Source organism: Streptosporangium lutulentum (assembly GCF_030811455.1).
Classification (GTDB): Bacteria; Actinomycetota; Actinomycetes; order Streptosporangiales; family Streptosporangiaceae; genus Streptosporangium; species Streptosporangium lutulentum.
Window position 1 is genome coordinate 10,074,954 of sequence record NZ_JAUSQU010000001.1, and the last position, 20,457, is coordinate 10,095,410.

The following is a 20,457-nucleotide window of genomic DNA, read 5'->3' on the forward strand; positions in this document are numbered from 1 at the left end:
CTTTGGCGGGCGACAAGAATTGCTCTCTAGTGTCGGGGTATGGGATGGCGCTGCGCGGCGATGGCGAGCATGCCGATGAGGAAATGATCGGTTACGACAGGGATGCTGTTCGTGCGGAGGTGGTGGAGTCCTACCGGTCGCGTCTGCGCTCCGTGGGAAGCATCGCGCTGAGCGAGGAGGCCGTGGTCGAGCAACTCGTCCAGCAGGCGAGCCTGGTCGTCGACGACGTTCTGTCCCAGTTCTATGGAATCCTCTTCGAGGACGTCATATCGCTGCCCCTCAGCATGGAGATCGGCGCGACCCGCGCGGAGCAGGGCGTGCATCCGACGCAGTCGCTCCTCGCGGCGGCGCTGATGTTCGAGGCGGCCTTCCCGATCCTCGCCCGAAGGCTCGCCGACGACCTCGACCAGGAGAAGACGATCACCATCGGCCTGGACCTGCAGCGTTCCATCATGGTGCGGCTCGCCGTCGGGTCGGTGCCCTACGTCAACTTCCTGCTCGCCAAGCTGCTCTCGGCCTACCAGGACGAGCGCCACCGGATCGCGCGGGACCTCCACGACCGGATCGCCCACGGGATGGGAGTGGCGCTGCAGCAGCTCGACCTGTTCGAGTTCTACCGGGACGACCCCGAGCGCGCGGCCGGCAACGTGGCGATCGCCCGGGAGGCGATCCGCGAGGGACTGCGGGGCACCCGGCAGCTCTCGGCGGACCTCTGGGAACGGGTCGGCGACGACAGCCTGGAGGTCGCGCTCGGCAAATACCTGCGGACCACGGTGCCACGCTCCACCCGGACCACCCTGACGACGTTCGGCGACGAGACGGATCTTCCCTGGGAGGTCAGGGAGGAGCTCTACATCCTGCTCAGGGAGGCGGTGCGCAACGCCCTGCTGCACTCGGGCACCACGGAGATACACGTGGAGCTGGAGGGGGCGGACGGCGTGCTGCGCGCGGCGGTCAGCGACCGCGGATGCGGGTTCGACGTGGTGGCGACGCGACAGGCGCGCAGAGGCGGGGGACTGACGTCGATGCGGGAGCGGGCCGCGCTGCTCGGTGGGACCGTCAACCTGTCGAGCCGGGTGGGAGAGGGAACCACGGTCGAGGTCCTGGTGCCGCTGGCGGAAGATCCGGGACTGGGCCCGTGGAACGGATGGGGGGCGAGAAGTGACGCCACAGACGGGGGAGGAACGCGTGACGTTGACCGATCCGGATGAGCGGCGCATCAGGGTGATGCTCGCCGACGACCACACCCTGTTCCGTGACGGCCTGGCGGAGCTGATCCAGACGGATCCCGCCTTCGAGGTCGTGGGACAGGCGGCCGACGGCGACAAGATCATCGAACTGGTGCCGATCATGCGGCCGGACATCGTCATCGTGGACGTCGAGATGCCGGGACCGGGCGCCCGGGCGGTCGTCAGCACGCTGAGGCGGGTCTGCCCCGAGGCGACGGTGATCGTCCTGACCATGCACCAGAACGCCAGGATCGTGCAGGAACTGCTCGACTGCGGGGCGGCGGCCTACCTGGTCAAGAACATCGCCCGTGACCAGCTGATCGCCGCCCTGCACGCCGTGCACCAGAGCCCGCGCAACATCCTGCTGTCGGTGTCGCGCGAGACCCTGGGGCACGGGGAGCCGGCCGCGGGGGACCGGCCGTTGTCGGCGCGGGAGATGGAGGTGCTGCGGCTCACCGCCGACGCCTACTCCAACTCCCAGATCGCGACCAGGCTCGGCATCACCGAGGCCACGGTGAAACGGCACCTGTCCAACATCTACGCCAAGCTCGGCGCCGTCTCCCGCGTGGACTCGGTCCGTAAGGCGATGGCCGCCCGGCTCATCAACCCGGCGATCGACTCAGGCCGGAACGGCGGGCGTCCGGGCTGAGCGCGTCCCCGGCGGGTCCGTGCCGTGCCGGGAAAGCGCCGGGAAAACGTCGGGAAAAGCCGGGAAGGCGCTGGGACCTTTCCAGGTGAAAGGCGCTGGGACCTCCACGTGGAAGGCGCGGTCACTTGCCGTGCAACTGCCGGAGGAACTCGTAGTTGCTCGGCAGCGAGGCCAGCAGCTCCCGCTGCTCCTGCTTGACGTCGGCGAACAGCGCCTGCGCCTGCTCGATCGACCGTTCCTTGTAGGTGAGCGAGGGAAGCGGCTGGTCGGGCAGGCAGCCCAGGCCGGCGAAGATGCAGTAGTAGCTGCCGTTCGTCCAGAAGTTGCGGAACTCGGCCTCGAAGTTGCCGTAGTAGTTGTTCTCGTCCGTGATGGGCTGGTTGATGGGGAGCCCGGCCTTGTAGGTGGCCATCTTCTCCTTGATGTTCTCGGTCAGGTGCAGCTCCTTGTTGGCCTTCCAGAACGGGGTGTCCACGCGCGGGGAGAAGTAGAAGTGCGCCTGGAGGAAGTCCCGGGTGTCGTCGAACATCTCCTCGATCTCACGGTTGAACCTGTCGATGAGGGTGGCGTTGAACCCCTTGTCGGGGAAGTGCTTGGAGAGCTGGAAGATCGCGGCGTAGGTGAAGTAGATGCCGGTGGACTCCAGCGGCTCCAGGAAGCACGAGGCCAGGCCTATGCTGACGACGTTCTTCACCCAGGCGCGGCGGTTGCGGCCCACCCGGAAGCGAATGTGGTTGAAGGACGTGTTCTCGGGGTCGAGGTTCCACAGCCGGGCGAAGTCGGAGGTCGCCTCGTCCTTGGAGGCGAACTCGCTGCTGTAGACGTAACCGCTGCCGAAGCGGCCCAGCATCGGGATCTTCCACGCCCATCCCGAGGGCATCGCGATGGCCGAGGTGTACGGCTCGACCCCGTTCGCCTCGTCGTCGTGGGGAACGGCGGTCGCGACGGCGCTGTCGTTGATCAGGTGGTCGCTCATGTCGATGAACGGCTCCGCCATGGTCTTGTTGATGAGCAGGCTGCGGAAACCCGAGCAGTCGATGAACAGGTCGCCTTCGAGCGTGAGGCCGCCCTTCGTCCGCAGGGCCGTGACGAAGCCGCGTTCGTCGAGGACGGCCTCCGTCATCTCGTCCTGGACGTGCGTGACGCCCTGCTTGCCGGTGGCGAAGCGCCGCAGGAAGTCGGCGACCAGATGGGCGTCGAAGTGCCAGGCGTAGGCGGTCGAGCGCCGCCCGTCCAGCCAGCGCGGCGACAGGTTGGCGTCCATCAGGGGAGGCTCGCGGAAGCACGCGTAGTCGAACGGCTCGTCGGTGCGGCCGTTGTGGACGTTGTTGTACCAGTAGTGCGACAGGGGGATCCGGTCGTGATCGCGCAGGATTCCGAACGGGTGGTAGAACTGGTCCTTCCCGCCGCCTTCCAGCGTCTTGGGGGTGCCCGAACCCTCGCCGGGCGAACGCCAGTTGACGAACTTGACCGCCATCTTGAAGCTCGCGTTGCACTCGGGCATCCACTCCTCCTCGGGGATGCCCAGGACGTCGAAGAAGGCGCGCTGCAGGTTCGGCACGGTCGCCTCGCCCACACCGATCTTCGGAATCGTGGGGGCCTCCAGGACAGTGATCCGCACGCTGCCCTGGAGCACCTTGCCGAGGTAACTGGCGGCCATCCATCCCGCCGTGCCTCCGCCGAGGATGACCACGTTATTGATGCGGTGATTCACTACGCATCCTCCGTTTCGTGGGACCGTGCCGGCCTCACCGGCGCGGAACGTCGTCGTTCACGGTGGACTGTAGGCCGACCGGGTTGGGCAGCGGTTACGCCGCCGCCCGAGGTGCCGCCGCCCGCGTAACCGCGGCCCAACCCGGTCGAATTAGGCTCCGGCCGAAGCCGGCCGTGGCCCGGCCGGGAGAGATCCGGAGAGAAGGAGATCGGTATGACCGCGACCCTGTCCGACACCGGCACGACCCCCCGGCCGGCGCCGCTCGGCCACCGTGAGGCGCTGTGGATCGGCGGCCGGTGGACACCGCCGATCACCGATGAGAGGTTCACGGTCCTCGACCCCGCGCGGGAGGAGGTCATCGGCAGCGTGCCCGCGGGCACCGCCGAGGAGGCGCGGCGGGCCGTGGAGGCCGCGGCCGCCGCCTTCCCCGGCTGGGCGGCCCTGCCGCTGGAGGCCAGGCTGCGCCCTCTGCGGAAGCTGCTGGAGCTCATGGAGGCCGAGGCGGACATCCTGGCCGACACGATCACCCGCGAGGTGGGCATGCCCCGCCACCTGGTCCGCGGCGTGCAGGTCGAGTTCGCCCTCGGGCTGCTCCGCTCCTACCTCGACGCGCTCCCCGATCATCCCTTCGAACAGTGGGTGGGCGGATCCCTGGTCCTGCGCGAGCCCGTCGGCGTCGTCGCCTGCATCACACCGTGGAACGTCCCGCTGCTGCTCGTCATGCAGAAGCTGGTGCCCGCGCTGGCGGTGGGGTGCACCGTCGTGCTCAAGCCCAGCGAGATCACGCCGCTCAACACCTTCCGCCTGGTCGACCTGCTCGCCGAGTGCGACCTGCCTCCGGGCGTGGTCAACCTCGTCAGCGGGTCCGGTCCGGTCATCGGGTCGGTCCTGGCCGCGCACCCCGCCATCGCGATGGTGTCCCTGACCGGTTCGCAGCGCGCCGGGCGGCACGTCTCCGGGCTCGCCGCCGAAACCGTCAAACGGGTGCACCTGGAGCTCGGGGGCAAGAGCGCCAACGTCGTCCTGGAGGACGCCGACCTCGAGACGGCCGTGGGCGCCGGAATCCGTCAGGCGTGCTTCAACTCGGGTCAGGCCTGCCTGGCCTGGAGCCGCCTCCTCGTCCCGGGATCCCGGTACGAGGAGGCGGTGGCGATCGCCGCCGCGACCGCGGACTCCCTCGGGGTGGGCGACCCGTTCGACGCTCGCAACGACCTGGGCCCGCTGGTCTCCGAGACCGCGCGGGCACGGGTGCGCGACTACATCCGGCTCGGGGAGCAGGAGGGCGCCCGGCTCGTCGCCGGCGGAGCCCAGGCTCCCGAGGGACTGGACCGCGGTTTCTACGTCCGTCCCACCGTCTTCGCCGACGTGCACAACGGGATGAGGATCGCCCGGGAGGAGATCTTCGGGCCGGTCACGGTGCTGATCCCCTACGAGGACGAGGCCGACGCGGTCCGGATCGCCAACGACAGCGACTACGGCCTGCACGGCGCCGTGTGGTCGGCCTCGACGGAGCGGGCGCTGGCGGTCGCCCGCCGGATCCGCACCGGAAGGATCGACGTGAACGGGGCGCCGTTCAACCTGCTCGCGCCGTTCGGCGGTTACAAGCACTCGGGCAACGGGCGCGAGCTGGGCACCTGGGGCCTGGAGGCGTTCTGCGAGGTCAAGGCGGTGCAGGTCGGCGCGGGCCCGGTGCAGGTCGACCTCGGCGCCCGCTGACCCCCTTTCCCCCGGGGCGCGGCCTCGCCGGCCACCCCGGGCGGATCGCGGGGTCTCCGTTCCGCCGCCGGGCGGTTCTCCCGACGAAGGCCCCGCCCACCGGTACACCGGTGGGCGGGGCCTTCGTCGTGGCGGGCGTCAGTACGTGCCCGCGGCGGTTTCCCAGAGCAGGGTCGGCCGGCCGCCGCGCAGCGCCTCCCAGGCGACCCGCCGGTAGCAGGAGGCCACGACGGAGTCGCGGGCCAGCCCGGACGCGCCGTGCAGGTGCACGGCCTCACGGGTGACGTCCAGGGCCGTCTCCGCGGTCAGGGCGAGGAGCCCGGCCGCGTCCGACGATCCCAGCGCCCCCTTGTCCAGGGACTTGGCGGCGTCGGCGACGGCCCAGCGGATGGCGTCCAGCCGGGCCAGCAGTCCCGCGACCCGCAGCCGGGGCGCCTGGTGCTTCACCAGCGACTGACCGAACTGCTGGCGGCTGCGGATCCGCTCCACCACCGCCGTGAGCGTGGCCGCGGCCAGTCCGGTCAGGAGCGCGGCCTGGTAGACCGCCACGCGCAGGCCCACGCGGGCCAGCGCCTGCTCCGCCTCATGACCTCGAAGGAGCACCGACTCCTCGGAGACGCGCACGTCGGTGAGAACCGCCGACGCGGTCGGCCCACCGCCCCGGTCGGCCAGTTCGCGCAGCTCCACGCCGGTGGCGGGCAGGGTGACGAGGCTCGCCTCGGGACCCTGCCCGGTCTCGGTGAGCAGCAACAGGGCGCCCGGCTGGACCCCCACGGAGAAGGGGCCCGCGGTGCCGGACAGCAGGCCGCGGCCCCCGGCCGGATCCGCCCGCCACTCCAGGCCGGTGGACAGGCACCCGGCGAGGCCCGGAAGCCGGCCGGGGATCGGGACCGGCAACTCGCCCGTCCTGACCTGGTCGAGCAGGCCGGGGTGGGTGGACGAGGCGGAGAGCAGGTCCAGGGTGACGAGCGTGCCGAGCAGGGGCAGCGGCTGCGTCGAGCAGCCGACCTCCTCGCACAGCATGCTCACCACGGCGTGCCCCAGCTCCAGTCCGCCGCGGTCCAGCGGTACCCCGAAATCCCAGGCGCCGACGTCGGTCAGCGCGTCCCACGCCTGCTTGGGGCTCCCGCCGCTGTCGCGTAACGTCTGCCGCACGGTCAGGCGGAGCTGGCGGAAGAGCGGATCCTCCTCCTCCCAGTCGGTCCACCACTCGCCGGTCATCGGTTCCATCGTGGTCACCGTGCCTCCCCCTTCCGGTCGTCCGGTGTCCTGGCGCCGCCGTGTTCGTTCACGGCCGTACCTCCACCCCGGAGTCGAGACGTAGCCGGGCCAGCGTCTCGAGCATCATTTCCGAGGTCCCGCCCGAGATCCGCATTCCCGGCGCCTCGCGTGCCGCCACGTCGAGGGGATCGGCGATCCCGTCCTCCTCCGCGATCATCGCCCGGTCGCCGCCGCGTTCGGCGGCCCACCAGGCGATCTCGGCGGCCAGTTCGGTGGTGTACCACTTCGCCGCCGCCGCCTCGTCCTCGTTGAGCTCACCCCGGTCCAGCCGGGTCAGGACCCGCCGGACCAGCGTGCCCGCCGCGACGAGACGGGTGTTGAGCCGGGCCAGGCCGATCGCGTCGTGCTGCGTGAACTCGTCCCGCATCCGCTCCGTGGCGGCGCGGTGCCAGCGCAGCGCCTTGACGTAGTAGTCCAGACCGGTCCGCTCGTAGGCCAGGGTCTTGACGACGATGGCCCAGCCCTGGCCGGGATCGCCCACGACGTCCTCGGCGCCCACCGTCACGCCGTTCAGCGTGACCTCGTGGAAGTTGTCGTCCATCAGGGCCGGGATCGGCTCGATGCCGACCCCCTCGCCGGTGAGGGGGACGAGGAACAGGGTCAGCGCGTCGTTGTCGTCGCGGGCCAGGCAGAGGGCCGAGTCGGCGAGTTTGGCGAAGATCGAGTGCGTCTTGGTGCCGTACAGCCGGTAGCCGTCGCCGTGGCGGGCCGCCCGGGTGGACAGCACCGAAAGGTCCGATCCCGCCTGCGGTTCGCTGAACAGCACGCAGCCGTAGGAGGTGCCCGCGGCGAAGCCGGGCAGGTGCCTGGCCCGCATCTCCGGGCCGGCGCAGTTCAGCAGCGTCGTGCCGACGATCGACACGGTCAGCGTGTGCAGCAGGTCCGGGACGTCGTGCATGGCCAGTTCCTCGACCAGTACGGCGGCGGTCACGTGGCTCACGCCCCGGCCGCCGTACTCCACGGGCCACTGCGGCGCGAGCAGCCCCGCGCGGCCCAGTGCCCGGTGGATCGGCCGAGGATCACGCCGCCGCCGGGCCTCGGCGATCGGCGCCGTGGCGAGGATCTCGCGGATCTCGTCGCGCAGTGCCCGCACCGGCGCCTCGCTGTGCTCCCACAGGAGTTCAGACGTGAGCATGGTTCCTCCTTTCAGGTGAGTAGGGCGGATTCCGGCTCGCCGACGGCCGCGGACAGTACATCCCCGATGCCGTCCACGAGGTCGCCGACCTCGGCGGCGGTGGCCGCGAGGCGGTTGTACTCGGCGGTACCGGATACCCGGCCGTCCCGCTCGACCAGCCCCACGCAGGCCAGGGTCCCCGCCGGGACCGGGCTGTAGAGCTCCAGGTGCCGGGCCGGAGGGCCCGGGACCTGGCTCACCTCGATCCCCGGCAGGTCGAGCGGGACCGCGGGGTAGTTGTGCAGCGCGAAGAGGACCGAGTACGGCGGGACGGACCGATCCGTGCCCTCGCCGAACAGCGTGTCCACCGGCAGCCGCTGGTGGGCGAGCGCGTCCGCCACGGCCGCGCGCACCCGGCGCAGCAGGGCTCGGAACGACGGCCGTCCCGAGCAGTCCACCCGGATCGGCACGACCGTCGTGAACTGCCCCACCATGTCCTCCATCCCGGGGAAGACCCGGCCGGCCATGGGGGTCCCGACGACCACGTCGCGGCCGTCGCCCCGGCGTTCCCCGCGGCGCGCGAGCACCACGGCCAGCGCGGCGAGCAGTGTCATGAACGGCGTCGCGCCTTCGGCCGAGCCCAGCGCGAACCCGGCGGAGGTGGCCTTCGGGTCCAGGCCGACGGGGAGGTGGCCGCGGTCGAATCCGCGCTCCGGGCGGACGGCGGGCAGCCCGGCCAGGGCCTGCCTCCAGTGGTCGAGCTCGGCGGTCCCGCCGGGCCCGTCGAGCCAGCGGTGCTGCCAGGCGGCGAAATCGGGGAACTGCAGCGCGGGCGGGGCGCAGACGCGCCCCCGGTAGGCGTCGGACAGGTCTTTGAGGAACACCGCCGACGACCACCCGTCGAAGACCGCCAGGTGCGCCGCGAGGATGAGCACGTGGTCGTCCTCGCCAAGGCGAAGCAGCCGGAACCGGGTGCTTTCGCCCGAGGCGAGGTCCAGGGCCCGCCCCGCGCTCCGGGCCACCTGCCGCGCCGTCTCGGCGGCGCGGTTCGCCGCCGAGACGTCGGAGAGGTCCAGCGTCCGCAGCCGCAGGTACGGCTCCGCCGAGACGCTCTGCAGAGGACCTCCGGGGCCGTCGGCCAGCCGCGTGCGCAGCGCCTCGTGCCGTCCCAGCACGGTGGTGAGCGCGGTGGCCAGGGTTCCCGGATCGAGCGGACCGCGCAGCCGTACGGCGTGCGATCCCGTCCCCGCCGAGGGGGCGCCGCCCGCGTGCCGCCACAGCCGGGCCTGCGTCGGGGTCGCCGGAACCGGGCCGTTCTTCTCGCGTGGCACCGGATGGGCGGGCACGGGCGCCCGTGCTTGCAGGAGGAGACGCGCCAGATCCCGCTTGTGCGCCGGAAGCCCGGCCAGGAGGTCCTCGTCGCGCGTCCGGGCGCCCGCCTCCGGGCGGGGGCTCGTGAGCCCGGCGGTCACGACGGCTCACCGCCCAGCGAGCGGAGCATCTCCGCCGCCTCCTCGTCGCTCATCTGCTCGATCTGGGCGAAGACCGACAGCAGCCGGTCCTGCTGGGCGGCGGCGTCACGCTGGGTGTCGCGGACCAGCGTCGCCAGGCCGGCGACGGTCGGCAGGGAGAAGAAGTCCGCCAGCGCGATGTCGACGCCGAAGTGACCGCGCACCCGGGAGACCACGGTGGTGGCCTGCAGCGAGCTGCCGCCCAGGGCGAAGAAGTCCCCTTCCACGTCCACGTGCTCCCGCTCCAGCAACGGCGCCACGATGTCGCGCGCGATCTTCTCCTCGATCGCGTCGCGCGGGGCCGTCCTCTCCGTGTCCGTCGCGTCGGCGGGCAGGGGCAGGGCCGCGAGGTTCACCTTTCCGTGGGGGGTGAGCGGCAGCGCGTCGATCATGACGACGACCGGGACCATGTATCCGGGCAGCAGCGCGGCGGCGCCCCGCCGTACGGTCTCGGCGTCCGCGGTCCCGACGGCGTAGCCGACGAGCACGCGCTCGCCGTCCGATCCGGGGACCACGGTGACCACCGCCCGCTCCACGCCGGGCTGCAGGGCGAGCACCGACTCGACCTCGCCCGGCTCGATCCGGAACCCCCGCAGTTTGAGCTGCCGGTCGGTACGGCCGAGGAAGTCGAGGTTGCCGCCGGGCAACCAGCGGACCAGGTCGCCCGTCCGGTACAGCCGCGCGGTCGCCTCCCCGTCGGCGTGGGGGTTGCGGACGAACCTCTCGGCGGTGAGGCCGGGCCGCCCGAGGTAGCCGCGCGCGATGCCCGGTCCCGCCACGCACAGCTCGCCGGGGACGCCGGGCGGCACGGGCCGCAGCCGCTCGTCCAGCACGAACGCCTGGTGACCGGTCATCGGCCGCCCGATCGGCGGGTTGCGGTCGTAGGAGCCGACGCAGTTCATGAGCGTCACCGCGACGGTGGCCTCGGTCGGTCCGTAACCGTTGACGAAGCGCCGGTCCCCGGCGGTCCACTCGGCCACGAGCCTGCCGGGGAAGGCCTCACCGCCCACCGACACCAGCCGCAGGCCGGGCAGGCGCCGCTGGTCCAGCAGCGGCATCAGCGCGGGCGGCAGCTCCGCCACCGTCACCTCCGCGCGCCGCATGAGCGCTGTCAGGAGTTCGGGATCGTGCCGTTCGGCGTCGTCGGCGACGACCAGTTCGGCACCGGCCAGCAACGTGGTGAAGATCTCGAACACCGACACGTCGAACGTCAGGGGCGCGAAGTGCAGCACCCGGTCGCCCGCGGTGATCTCGTAGTCCGCCGCGATGGCCCGCGAGAAGTGGGTGACCGAGCGGTGCTCGACCATGACGCCCTTGGGGGTGCCGCTGCTGCCCGAGGTGTAGAGCACGTAGGCCAGGTCGCCGGGCTCCGACGACGCGGGCACCTCGGCCACCTCCCCGGTGGGCGGCGGCGCCCCGACCGGGAGGGTCTCCAGGTGCGCCGGCAGCGGACCGGGCGCGGCGGGCTCGACCAGGGCGAGGCGCACCGACGCGTCGGTGACGATCGCGTTCACCCGCTCCGGCGGGGCGGCCGGGTCGATCGGCAGGTAGGCGGCGCCCGCCTTGAGCACGCCGAGCACCCCCGCGACGGCCGAGGGGCCTCGCCCGAGGCAGACCGCCACCGGCTCGTCCCGCCGGGCGCCGCGGGCGCGCAGCTCGCACGCGACGGCCTCCGACCAGCGATCGAGCGTCGCGTAGTCGATCACCGTGTCCCCGGACCTGATCGCGGTCGCCCCGGGTGAGGCCTGGGCCCGCTCGCGGAACAACCGGTCCAGCGTCGTGGTGTAGGCCGCCTCGTCGACGGGGCCGCCCCGGGAGAGCTCACGCGCGTGCCGGGAGGCGCCGGGCTCCTCGACCAGGCTGAGCTCGCCGATCCGGACCTCCGGGTCCTCCGCGACCTGCGTGAGCACCTGCCGGAAGGCCTCCAGCAGCCCGGTCGCGGTGCCGTACCGGTAGAGGGAGGTGTTGTACTCCAGCGACAGCTCCAGGCCGTCGTTCTCCCCGGCCAGAAAGCTCATGTCGAATTTCGCGGCGCCGTCGTGCTTCTGCTCCACGGAGAACTCCACGCCGCCGGCCTCGACGCGGTGGGCGCCCCAGCGGCCCAGGGAGGTGAACTCGATCTGGAACAGCGGGTGGCGCAGCGGGTCGCGCGGCGGGCGCACGGCCTCCACGACCTGTTCGAACGGCAGCTCGCTGTGCGCGAACGCGTCCATCACCGTCGAGGAGGTGCGGCCGAGGAGCTCCTGGAACGTCAGGTCGTCGCTGACCTCGGTACGCAGTGTGATCATGCTGACGAAACAGCCGATGAGGGGTTCCAGGTCGGGATGGGGGCGCGAGGCGCTGGCGGTCCCGACCACGATGTCCTCGGAGCGGGTCCAGTGGCGCAGCAGCGCGTTGAACGCGGCCAGCAGGGTCGTGAACACCGTCGTGCCCGCCGCCTCCGCCGTCGCGGACAGCCGCCCGAGCGTCTCGCCGTCCAGGGTCAGGGAGAGGCCCTTGCCCTCGCCCCGGGTCTCGGGCGTCCGCGGGAAGTCGGACATGACCTCGGTCGCCTGGGAGCCCGCCATGATCCGCCGCCAGGCCTCGGCCAGCGCCGCGGACCGGTCGGCGTCGAGCTTCTCCCGCTGCCAGGCCGCGAAGTCGGCGTAGTCCACCGGGAGAGCCGGCAGGTCGTGCTCGCGGCCGGCCACGGCCGCCTCGTAGCCGGAGGTCAGCTCCTCGGTGAACACCCGGGTCGAGTTCGGGTCCCAGACGATGTGGTGGACCACCCACAGCAGCACGTGCTCGTCGTCGGCCAGGCGGACCAGCCTGGCCCTGATCGGCGGACCGGCGGCCAGGTCGAACGGGGCCGCCGCGTCGGAGGCGGTGAGCTCGGACAGCTCCCGCTCCGGATCGTCCTGGCCGGACAGGTCCGTCTCCTGGACGCCGACCACGTAGCCGGGGATCGGCTCCTGCCAGGGCAGCCCGTCCACCTCGATCAGCCTGCTGTGCAGGACCTGGTGGCGGCGGACCACGGAGTTCACCGACTCGCGGAGCGCGGTGGGGTCGAGGGGGCCGCGCAGCCGTATCGACAGCGCGATGTTGTTACGGTTGCGGCCGCCTCCGAGCCGATCGACGAACCACATCTGTTCCTGCTGGAACGAGGTCCTGGCCCGGGAGCCGTGGTCGAGACGTGTCAGCGCGGTACGGTTGCCGGCCGGGGCGATCTGGCCGCGCATCTGCCGTAGAAGCCGTGATCGCTGGCCCTGGGGCAGTCGGCCGAGCCGTTCGGCGAGGTCGCTCATCGTATCCTCCGTCAGCGGTGGTCACCGGCTTGGCCGGTGAAGCTCGGTCAGCAGCTCGGCGAGCTGCCGTGGCAGGTGTTTGGCGAAGTAGTGGCGCCCATCGGGGACGACGGCGAGACCGACTTCGGCGGCGTACCGGCCCCAGGCCAGGTGGCCCTCCCGGTATCCCTCGGTCGCCTCGTCCGCGTCGCCGATGACGCAGGTCAGCGGGGTCGACAGCCGCGGCTGGAAGCCGTCCGCCGTCTGGCCGAAGAAGCGGGCGGCCTGGGTCATGTCGTGCCTCACCATGCGGACCACCGCGGTGAGGTCGCGCTCGTCGAGCACCCCGTCGAAGCCGTCCATCGACCGCAGGTACGCGACGAGCGCCTCGTCGGTGGAGACCCGTTCCATCTCCAGCGAGTACTCGGGGTCGTCCTCCGGCAGCGCGGCGGCGAGGTACAGCGCGCGGGGGTGGTGGCCGTACGTCTCCAGGACGCGGGTGGTCTCCAGCGCCGCGACGACGCCGGCGCAGTGGCCGTAGACCGCGAACGGCCCCCGCACCGTGCGGGCGATCTCGGTCGCGGCGAGCTCGGCGAACTCGGTGACGGGAATCATCGGTCCCGGCGCGATCGGGTCGTGCCCGGGGGGTGAGACCGCTATCAGGGCGATCTCCGGGGGAAGCTCGGCGGCGAGCGGCTGGTAGACGACGGCGTCGCCGCCGCCGTGCGGGAAGCAGACCAACGTCAGCTCCGGCTCCCGGACCGGCTCAGGGGTGAACCGGTACAGCAGCCGGTGCGGGCCGGCGACCCCGGACGCGGTCGCCGCCGTGAGCTCGGCGATCCGGGCGGCGAGCCGTCGCGGTGTCGGGTTGACGAACAGCTCGACGACCCGCAGATCCTCCCGCACCGCCCGTACGGCGCGCACCGCGGCGAAGGAGTCGCCGCCGAGGTCGAAGAAGTCGTCGTCGGGGCCGACGGTTCCGACGTCCAGGACGTCGCGCCACGCGCCGGCTACGCGCTCGACGAGCGGGTCGTCCGGGACCTCGCCCCGTTCGTCCCGCCGGTCCTGCCCGCTCGGCGTGCTCCGCGCGGCGGGCGCGGGCAGCGCGGCGCGGTCCACCTTGCCGTTCGGGCTCAGCGGCAGGCGGTCGAGCGTCACCAGGACGGACGGGACGGCGTGGGGCGGCAGGACGCCGCCCAGCGCGGTCCGCACGGCGCTCGGCTCCACCTCGGCCCCCTCCTCGGGGACGAGGTAGCCGACGAGCCGCGCCGCGCCCTCGCCGCCGTGCGCCACCACGACGGCGTCGCGCACGCCGGGCTGCGCGCGCAGGGCGCTCTCGACCTCGCCGGGTTCGATGCGCAGCCCGTTGAGCTTGATCCTGAAGTCGGTACGGCCCAGCAGTTCGATGACGCCGTCGGGGCGGTGGCGCGCGACGTCGCCGGTGCGGTACAGGCGCTCGGTGAGCCCCGGCGCCGGCTCGACGGTGACGAACTTCTCCGCGGTCAGCTCCGGCCGGTTGAGGTAACCCCTGGCCAGGCCCACCCCGCCCAGGTGGAGCTCGCCGGGGACGCCGATCGGCACGGGGCGCGACCGCTCGTCGAGGATGTAGGCCCGCTGGTTGGCCATCGGCCTGCCGTAGGGGATGTGCGTCCAGGCGGGGTCGACCCGGTGGACCGGGAACTCGATGGAGTGGATGGACGCCTCGGTGGCGCCGCCCAGCGCCGCGAACGCCAGGCCGGGGGCGAAGGCGCGGATCCGGTCCGGCTGGGTGACCGGGATCCAGTCGCCGCCGAGGAAGGCCGCCTTCAGCTTCGGCAGGTTCGGGCCGCCGGCGTGCTCCAGTTGATCGAGGAGCAGGTCCAGCAGGGCGGGGGCGGAGTTCCACACCGTGACCCCGTGGCGGATCATGAGGTCGGCCCAGTGAGCGGGGTCCCGGGCGGCGGCGGGTTCGGGCAGCACGAGGGTCCCGCCCGCGCCGAGCATGCCGAGCACCTCGTAGACGCTCATGTCGAAGCTGGGGGAGGACAGTGACAGGACCGCGTCGCCGGGGCGCACGCCGTACGACCGGTTGAGGTCGAGCAGGTTGTTGACGACCCCGCGGTGCTCCAGCGCGATCCCCTTGGGGGTGCCGGTCGAGCCCGAGGTGTAGATGACGTACGCCAGGTCGCGGGCGGTGACCCCCGTGGCGGGGCGGTGGGACGGCCGGGCGTCGATCTCCGCGCGGTCGGCGTCCAGCAGCACCCGAGCGGCGTCCTCACCGGCGGGGACCCGCGCGGCCAGCTCGGAGGTGGTGACCACGACCGGCGCCGCGGCGTCGCGCAGCATGAAGGCCAGCCGGTCGGGCGGGTAGTCCGGGTCCAGCGGCACGTAGGCGCCGCCGGCCTTGAGCACGGCGAGGATCGCGACCACCAGGCCGGGGCCGCGGCGCAGGCACAGCGCCACCGGGTGGTTCGGGCGCACCCCCAGGTCGATCAGGTGGTGGGCCAGCCGGTTGGCGCGCTCCTCGACCTCCCGGTAGGTGATCGTCCAGCCGTCCAGGCCGCCGCAGATCAGGGCGGGCGCGCCGGGACGGAGGTCGGCGTGCTCCTCGAAGAGCCGGTGCAGGCAGCTCGTCGCGGGGAAGGGCGTCTCGGTGGCGTTCCACTCGCGCAGGACGGTGTGCGTCTCCGCCTCGGTCAGCAGGGGCAGGTCGCCCAGCGGGACGCCGGGCCGCTCGACCGCGGCCTGGAGCAGGGTGAGGAAACGGTTGAGCAACCGGTCGACCGTCGTGGCGTCGAACAGGGCGGTGGGGTACTCCACCAGCGCCCGGACGGCGTCGCCGGTGTCGTGGACACTGATCATCAGGTCGTACTTGGTGACGCCCGACTCGAAGTCGATCGGCTCGGTCCGCAGGCCCGCCAGCTCCGGCGCGGTGTCCGGCGTCTCGTCGAGCAGGAACATCACGGACGTGAGCGGCGGCCGGCTCGGGTCACGCGGGATCTTGAGCGCGTCGACGATCAGATCGAACGGCATCTCCTGGTGGGCGTAGGCCTGCAGGGTGGTGGCCCGGACGGTGCGGATCAGCTCGTTGAACGTCGGGTCGCCGCCCGTCCTGATCCGCAGCGGCAGCGTGTTGACGAAGAAGCCGATGAGGTCGCCGACCATGGGGTGGTCGCGCCCGGAGACCGAGGTGCCGACCACGACGTCGTCCTGGCCGGCGTGGCGGGCGAGGACGGCGGAGAACCCGGCCAGCAGGGTCATGTAGAGCGTGGCGCCCTCGGACCTGCCGTGCTCGCGCAGGGCCGCGACGAGCGGGGCGGGCAGCTCGACGTAGCGGGAGTCCCCCTCGTGACCGAACAGCGGCGGCCGGGGCCGGTCGGTGGGCAGGTCCACCGGCGTCACGCCCGCGAGCTCGCCGGTCCAGTAGGCCGTGAGCCGCTCCAGGCGATCGCCGTCGATCCGCCCACGCTGCCAGGCGGCGAAGTCGGCGTACTGGATGGGAAGGTCCGGCAGGCCCGCTCCGGCGCCCCCGCCCGCCACGCGGGCGGCGTAGCCCTTCTCCAGCTCGGTGAAGAGCAGCCGCATCGACCAGCCGTCGGTGACGATGTGGTGGACGTTCAGCAGCAGGACGTGGTCTTCGGGTCCCAGCCGTCCGAGGGCCGCGCGGACCGGGACGTCGGACGCGAGGTCGAACGGGGCCGTCGCGTCGGCGGCGTAGAACGGGCCGATCGCGGCCTCGTCCGGCAGGTCGACGACCGGCAGGGGCAGCCGGTGGCCCCGCAGGACCTCGGGCACCGCCTCCTCGCCCCGCCCGGGATAGACGGTGCGCAGGACCTTGTGCCGGTCCACCACGTCCTGCAGGGCGCCGTGGAGTGCCCGGTGGTCCAGCGGGCCGCGGATGCGGGTGGCCACCGGCACGTTGTAGGCCGGGGACCCCGGCTGGAGCTGGTCGATGAACCAGAGCCGCCGCTGGGCGAACGACATCACCGCCGGCTCGCCGTCGGCCTGGGGAGCCGGATCCTCCTGCTCGGAGGGCTTGGCGCTTGCGCCCGCGAGTGCCTCGAACAGCGCCCGGCGGGAGGCGGGCAGGGTGGCGATGCGTTCGGCGAGGGTGTCGCTCACCGGGAACCTCCATACGTCTTCGGGGGGCGTCGCCGGCGGTCGGAACGGGCCGGTGACCGGGACGGGATCAGTGGTCGTAGCCGGGCATGGGGAATGTCCGGCACAGCCGGGCGACGGCGGCGCGGATGTCGTCGCGGGCCGCCGCCGGAAGCCGGTAGTCCACGTCGCCGAGCTGCTCCACGGCCTCGACGGCCCCGCAGAAGAGGTCGGCGCAGGCGGCCATGTCGCCGGGCTCCATGCCGCGCAGCGCGAGCGTGTTGGTGCCGAGACGGACACCGGAGGTGACGTGGGCCGGTTTGGTGTCGCCGACGATGCGGTTCTTGTTGACGATGATCCCGCACTCCTCCAGCGCCCTCTCGACGACGACGCCGGTGTGGCCCTTGGCCCCCACGTCGATGAGGACGAGGTGGTTGTCGGTCCCGCCGGTGATCAGGTTCTGGCCGCGGTCCACCAGCTCCATCGCGAGCTTCCCGGCGTCCAGGCGCAGGCGCAGGGCGAGCTCCCGGAAGGCGCCGGTGGAGGCGGCGGCGAACGCCCGGGCCTTGGCCGCCACCGCCGCGAGGTCGGGCGTGCCCTGGGCCCGGGGGAAGACCGCCCGCTGCAGCGTGCCCGCCAGCGTCCCCCGCCCGTTGAGGCCGGGCCGGTCGGCGTCCGGGCCGGACAGGATGAGGCCGCCGCGCGGCCCGTAGAGCTGCTTGTAGGTGCTGGTGGTGGTCACGTGGGCGTGCGGGACCGGACTCTGGTGCTCGCCGGCCACGACCAGCCCGGCGATGTGGGAGATGTCCGCCAGCAGCCAGGCGCCCACCTCGTCGGCGATCTCCCGGAACCGGGCGAAGTCGATGGCGCGCGGGTAGGAGCTCGCGCCGCAGACGATCAGCTTGGGCCGGCTGCGCCGGGCCAGCTCGGCGACCTCGTGGTAGTCGATGAAGCCGTCGGGGCCCACCCCGTAGCCCACCGTGCGGAAGTACCTTCCGGTGACCGACGCCGGGGACCCGTGGGTGAGGTGCCCGCCGGCGTCCAGGTCCATGCCCAGCACGGTGTCACCGGGCTCCAGCAGGGCGAACAGCACCGCGAGATTCGCGGAGCTGCCCGAGTGGGGCTGAACGTTGGCGTAGGCGGCGCCGAACAGCTCGCGCGCCCGTGCCACCGCCAGCCGCTCGACGTCGTCGACCACCTCGCAGCCCGCGTGGAAGCGGGCGCCCGGGTAGCCCTCCGTCGTCACGTTCGCCAGCGCGCTGCCGGCGCAGGCCAGCACCGAGGGCGGCGCGGTGCTGCAGGCGGCCACCATCGCCAGGGTGTCGGTCTGGCGGCGCAGCTCGCGTTCCAGCAGGAGGAAGATCTCGGGATCCTCGGCGGCCAGGCTCTCCGCGGCGCGCCGGTGAAATTCGGCCAACCGGACCATGTGGGCCTCCAGTCGTCAGATGTCCCGTCCGGAGAAAGGTCTCCGGGCGGGCGATTGAATTCGATCCACGACCGGAAAATAATCACCTTCAGTTAAGCGCTGGTTATGATGATTTATTGGAATTAGTTGCGATTAAATTGCGACGTTCTCAGCGCGGAGAGGCGAGGGCCCCGGACACGGATGTCCTGCATAACCACCCAGTAACCGCCGGGCGGGAGGGTGGTGGCGAACCGCTTGACGGCCGCTTTGACGGGATGCCTCTGGAGGGCCAATGACGACGGGACCGCCGCTTCGGTACTTCCAGGTCGTGGTCAATGTTCGCGGGCAGTACGGCATCTGGCCCCTGGACGACGCCATGCCCGGAGGCTGGTCGCAGATCGGGTTCGTCAGCACGCGCGATGAGTGTCTGGTCCACGTGGCCGAGCTGTGGTGGGACATGCGGCCACGCGGGAAGCCGGACCTCGCCGACGACGAACCGGACGGCTGGCGCAGCCGGATCACCGAGGTCGCGGCCGCCCGCCCGGACGCCGTCGCGCTGAGCGACGCCTCCCGGCACCTCACCTACGGCGAACTGGTGGAGGACGCGCGGCGGCTCGCCGGACGGCTGGCCGCGCTCGGCGTCCGCACGGAGGACCGGGTCGCGCTGTGCCTCCCGCTCGGCGCCCCCGCCCTCACCGCGATCCTCGGCGTCGCCCTCACCGGCGCCGCCTACCTGCCCATCGACAGCGCCGACGACGAGGACTGGCGGGACCTGGTGATCGCCGACAGCGGGGTGCGGGTGGTCGTCACGGATCGCCCCGAGACCCTGGCGCACATCGGCGCGGACCTCGTGACCTGGCCGGACCCCGAAGGCCGGCGGGACGCCGGTCCGCCGGCCCCCGAGTCCGAGGCGCTCTCGTCCGACGCGGCCTGCGTGCTCTACCATCCCGCCGACCGCGGGTCACGGGGCGTCGTGCTGGAGAACCGGCAGCTGGACGCCCTGCTGGCGGGCGCGCCACCGATCCACGCGGGCGACCGCGTCTCGGTGTCGGGACGCCTGTCCTGCGAGCTTGTCAACGCCGACGTCCTCTACACGCTGAGCGGCGGGGCCGAGGTGGTCCTGTCGCACGACGACCCCACGGCCCGGCCCGGACCGTGGCGGCACTCCTCGTACTTCTACGGGTCTCTGGAGACCGGCGTCGTGTGCGCCGCGTGCACCGTGCTCAACGGCGGGACCGGCCCGGCGCGGGTGCTGATCGGCCCGCCGTTCCCCGGATGCCGCCTGTACGCCCTGGACGAGGACATCCGGCCGCTCTCCGTGGGCGACGCCGGCGCCCTCTACGTCGGGGGCCGGGTGGTCGCCCGCGGCTACCTGGACGATCCCGCGGCGACGGTGAACCGCTTCGTCCCCGACCCCTTCGCCGCGGACGGCAGCCGCATGTTCGCCACGGAACACCGCGTGCGGCTGAACGACGACGGCGTCCTGGAGCGTCTCGACGACGGCCCGGTCAGGACACCCGGAGGGTAGACGCCCGGACTGCGGTGCTCCTGCCCTCCGCTCAACCGCGACTCATCCCGCCAACCGAACAGAGCAGGAGCGAAAATGCCTACCACTCCTCATGTCGCCGTGCTGAGCGGCGCGTTGAACGCCGACTCGCGCACGGAACGACTGGCCCGCTGGTGCGCCGGGGAATGCGTTTCGAGGGGCGCCACCGCCACCCTCTTCCGGGGCGCCGAGCTGGACTTCCCGTTCTACGGGAAGGCCGGCCTCCACGGTCCCCACGTGATCCGCTTCCTGGACGACCTGGCACGCGCCGACGGCATCGTGCTGGTGACGCCCTCCTACCACGGCAGCGTGTCGGGCCTGCTCAAGAACGCCCTGGACTACGTCAACGAGCTGGCCGCCGACGAGCGCCCCTTCTTCGACGAGAGAGCGGTGGGATGCGTCGCCCTGGCGGGCGGGGAGCAGGGGGCGGCCGCGACCCTGGCCACCATGCGCGCCATCGTGCACGCCATGCGAGGGTGGCCGACACCGCTGGGCGTCGGCGTGACCACGGCCTCCCTGCAGGACGGCGACGCCGCTCCCACGGACGAGCGCACGAGGCGGCAGCTCGACCTCATGCTCGACCAGGTGCTGTTCCTGGGCTTCACGATGCGGAGGCTCTGGCCCGAGGACGCCGAGCCGGACGCCGCGGAGACACCGGACGCCCTGAGCGTCCTGGCCGGCCCCTCCCTCGGGGGCTCGGAGCCGTACCGGCACTCCTGGTCGCAGCCTTCCTCGCGCTCGGTCTGAACCTCACCGGCGGGTGATCGCCCGCGCCAGGGCCGCCGAGGGCGACGCCTCCTCGCGTTCGGTCCGAACCTCACCGGCGCGCGGGCCCCGCGCTTTTTCACGACGCCCGCGACCGCCGTCCCGGCGCCCACCGCGCCGGAGATCCCGACGCCGGGCACGGCGGCGTTTCCCGGAATCCTCCACGGTACGTCCCCGGGGATTCTTC

General features: G+C 72.5%; 12 protein-coding genes. 5 read left to right on the plus strand and 7 right to left on the minus strand.

From position 1 onward, the window contains the following. Window positions 1-29: 29 nt before the first annotated feature. Together J2853_RS45310 and J2853_RS45315 are read left to right on the plus strand one after the other, a co-directional pair. Complete coding sequence (locus tag J2853_RS45310; protein ID WP_307568169.1) at window positions 30-1,211, plus strand: sensor histidine kinase; 1,182 nt, start codon at window positions 30-32, stop codon at window positions 1,209-1,211. Then, window positions 1,189-1,878 (plus strand): response regulator, encoded by a 690-nt coding sequence (locus J2853_RS45315; RefSeq protein WP_307568170.1) that lies wholly within the window; start codon window positions 1,189-1,191, stop codon window positions 1,876-1,878. Before J2853_RS45310 ends, J2853_RS45315 begins: the two co-directional genes overlap by 23 nt. Window positions 1,879-1,999: 121 nt before the next feature. Here J2853_RS45315 and J2853_RS45320 read toward each other — a convergent pair whose 3' ends face one another. Next, window positions 2,000-3,592 carry a tryptophan halogenase family protein gene (locus J2853_RS45320; RefSeq protein ID WP_307568172.1) on the minus strand — a complete coding sequence of 531 codons (1,593 nt, stop codon included), beginning with the start codon at window positions 3,590-3,592 and terminating at the stop codon, window positions 2,000-2,002. A 213-nt stretch (window positions 3,593-3,805) separates the two neighbouring features. Here J2853_RS45320 and J2853_RS45325 point away from each other — a divergent pair, with 213 nt between their 5' ends. Further along, the gene (locus tag J2853_RS45325) at window positions 3,806-5,308 is read left to right on the plus strand and encodes an aldehyde dehydrogenase family protein (RefSeq protein WP_307568174.1); all 1,503 of its coding nucleotides are present in this window, start codon (window positions 3,806-3,808) and stop codon (window positions 5,306-5,308) included. Window positions 5,309-5,446: 138 nt separating this feature from the next. On the opposite strand, the gene J2853_RS45330 is transcribed toward J2853_RS45325, so the two are convergent. The 6 genes from J2853_RS45330 to glyA form a co-directional block, all read right to left on the minus strand. Continuing rightward, window positions 5,447-6,538 (minus strand): acyl-CoA dehydrogenase family protein, encoded by a 1,092-nt coding sequence (locus J2853_RS45330; RefSeq protein ID WP_307569037.1) that lies wholly within the window; start codon window positions 6,536-6,538, stop codon window positions 5,447-5,449. 58 nt (window positions 6,539-6,596) lie between these two features. Then, window positions 6,597-7,724 carry an acyl-CoA dehydrogenase family protein gene (locus J2853_RS45335; RefSeq protein ID WP_307568176.1) on the minus strand — a complete coding sequence of 376 codons (1,128 nt, stop codon included), beginning with the start codon at window positions 7,722-7,724 and terminating at the stop codon, window positions 6,597-6,599. 11 nt (window positions 7,725-7,735) lie between these two features. Next, window positions 7,736-9,175, minus strand: coding sequence for a condensation domain-containing protein (locus J2853_RS45340; RefSeq protein WP_307568177.1), 1,440 nt, complete (start codon window positions 9,173-9,175; stop codon window positions 7,736-7,738). Beyond that, window positions 9,172-12,498 carry a non-ribosomal peptide synthetase gene (locus J2853_RS45345; RefSeq protein ID WP_307568179.1) on the minus strand — a complete coding sequence of 1,109 codons (3,327 nt, stop codon included), beginning with the start codon at window positions 12,496-12,498 and terminating at the stop codon, window positions 9,172-9,174. Before J2853_RS45345 ends, J2853_RS45340 begins: the two co-directional genes overlap by 4 nt. A 21-nt stretch (window positions 12,499-12,519) precedes the next feature. Further along, a complete protein-coding gene (locus J2853_RS45350; protein WP_307568181.1) occupies window positions 12,520-16,578 on the minus strand; it encodes a non-ribosomal peptide synthetase in 4,059 nt (1,352 codons plus the stop codon). A 67-nt stretch (window positions 16,579-16,645) separates the two neighbouring features. Beyond that, the gene (glyA, locus tag J2853_RS45355; RefSeq protein ID WP_307568183.1) at window positions 16,646-17,980 is read right to left on the minus strand and encodes a serine hydroxymethyltransferase; all 1,335 of its coding nucleotides are present in this window, start codon (window positions 17,978-17,980) and stop codon (window positions 16,646-16,648) included. Window positions 17,981-18,251: 271 nt separating this feature from the next. Between glyA and J2853_RS45360 the strand changes: the two genes are divergently transcribed. Together J2853_RS45360 and J2853_RS45365 are read left to right on the plus strand one after the other, a co-directional pair. Next, window positions 18,252-19,487, plus strand: coding sequence for an AMP-binding protein (locus J2853_RS45360; RefSeq protein ID WP_307568185.1), 1,236 nt, complete (start codon window positions 18,252-18,254; stop codon window positions 19,485-19,487). 75 nt (window positions 19,488-19,562) lie between these two features. After that, window positions 19,563-20,252, plus strand: coding sequence for an NADPH-dependent FMN reductase (locus tag J2853_RS45365; protein WP_307568187.1), 690 nt, complete (start codon window positions 19,563-19,565; stop codon window positions 20,250-20,252). The last annotated feature ends 205 nt before the right edge of the window (window positions 20,253-20,457 follow it).

Bases quoted from the DNA above. Each gene is read 5' to 3' on its own strand.
- J2853_RS45345 (WP_307568179.1), bottom strand. From the start codon at position 12,498: ATGAGCGACCTCGCCGAACGGCTCGGCCGACTGCCCCAGGGCCAGCGA.
- J2853_RS45325 (WP_307568174.1), top strand. From the start codon at position 3,806: ATGACCGCGACCCTGTCCGACACCGGCACGACCCCCCGGCCGGCGCCG.
- J2853_RS45330 (WP_307569037.1), bottom strand. From the start codon at position 6,538: ATGGAACCGATGACCGGCGAGTGGTGGACCGACTGGGAGGAGGAGGAT.
- J2853_RS45365 (WP_307568187.1), top strand. From the start codon at position 19,563: ATGCCTACCACTCCTCATGTCGCCGTGCTGAGCGGCGCGTTGAACGCC.
- J2853_RS45360 (WP_307568185.1), top strand. From the start codon at position 18,252: ATGACGACGGGACCGCCGCTTCGGTACTTCCAGGTCGTGGTCAATGTT.
- glyA (WP_307568183.1), bottom strand. From the start codon at position 17,980: ATGGTCCGGTTGGCCGAATTTCACCGGCGCGCCGCGGAGAGCCTGGCC.
- J2853_RS45335 (WP_307568176.1), bottom strand. From the start codon at position 7,724: ATGCTCACGTCTGAACTCCTGTGGGAGCACAGCGAGGCGCCGGTGCGG.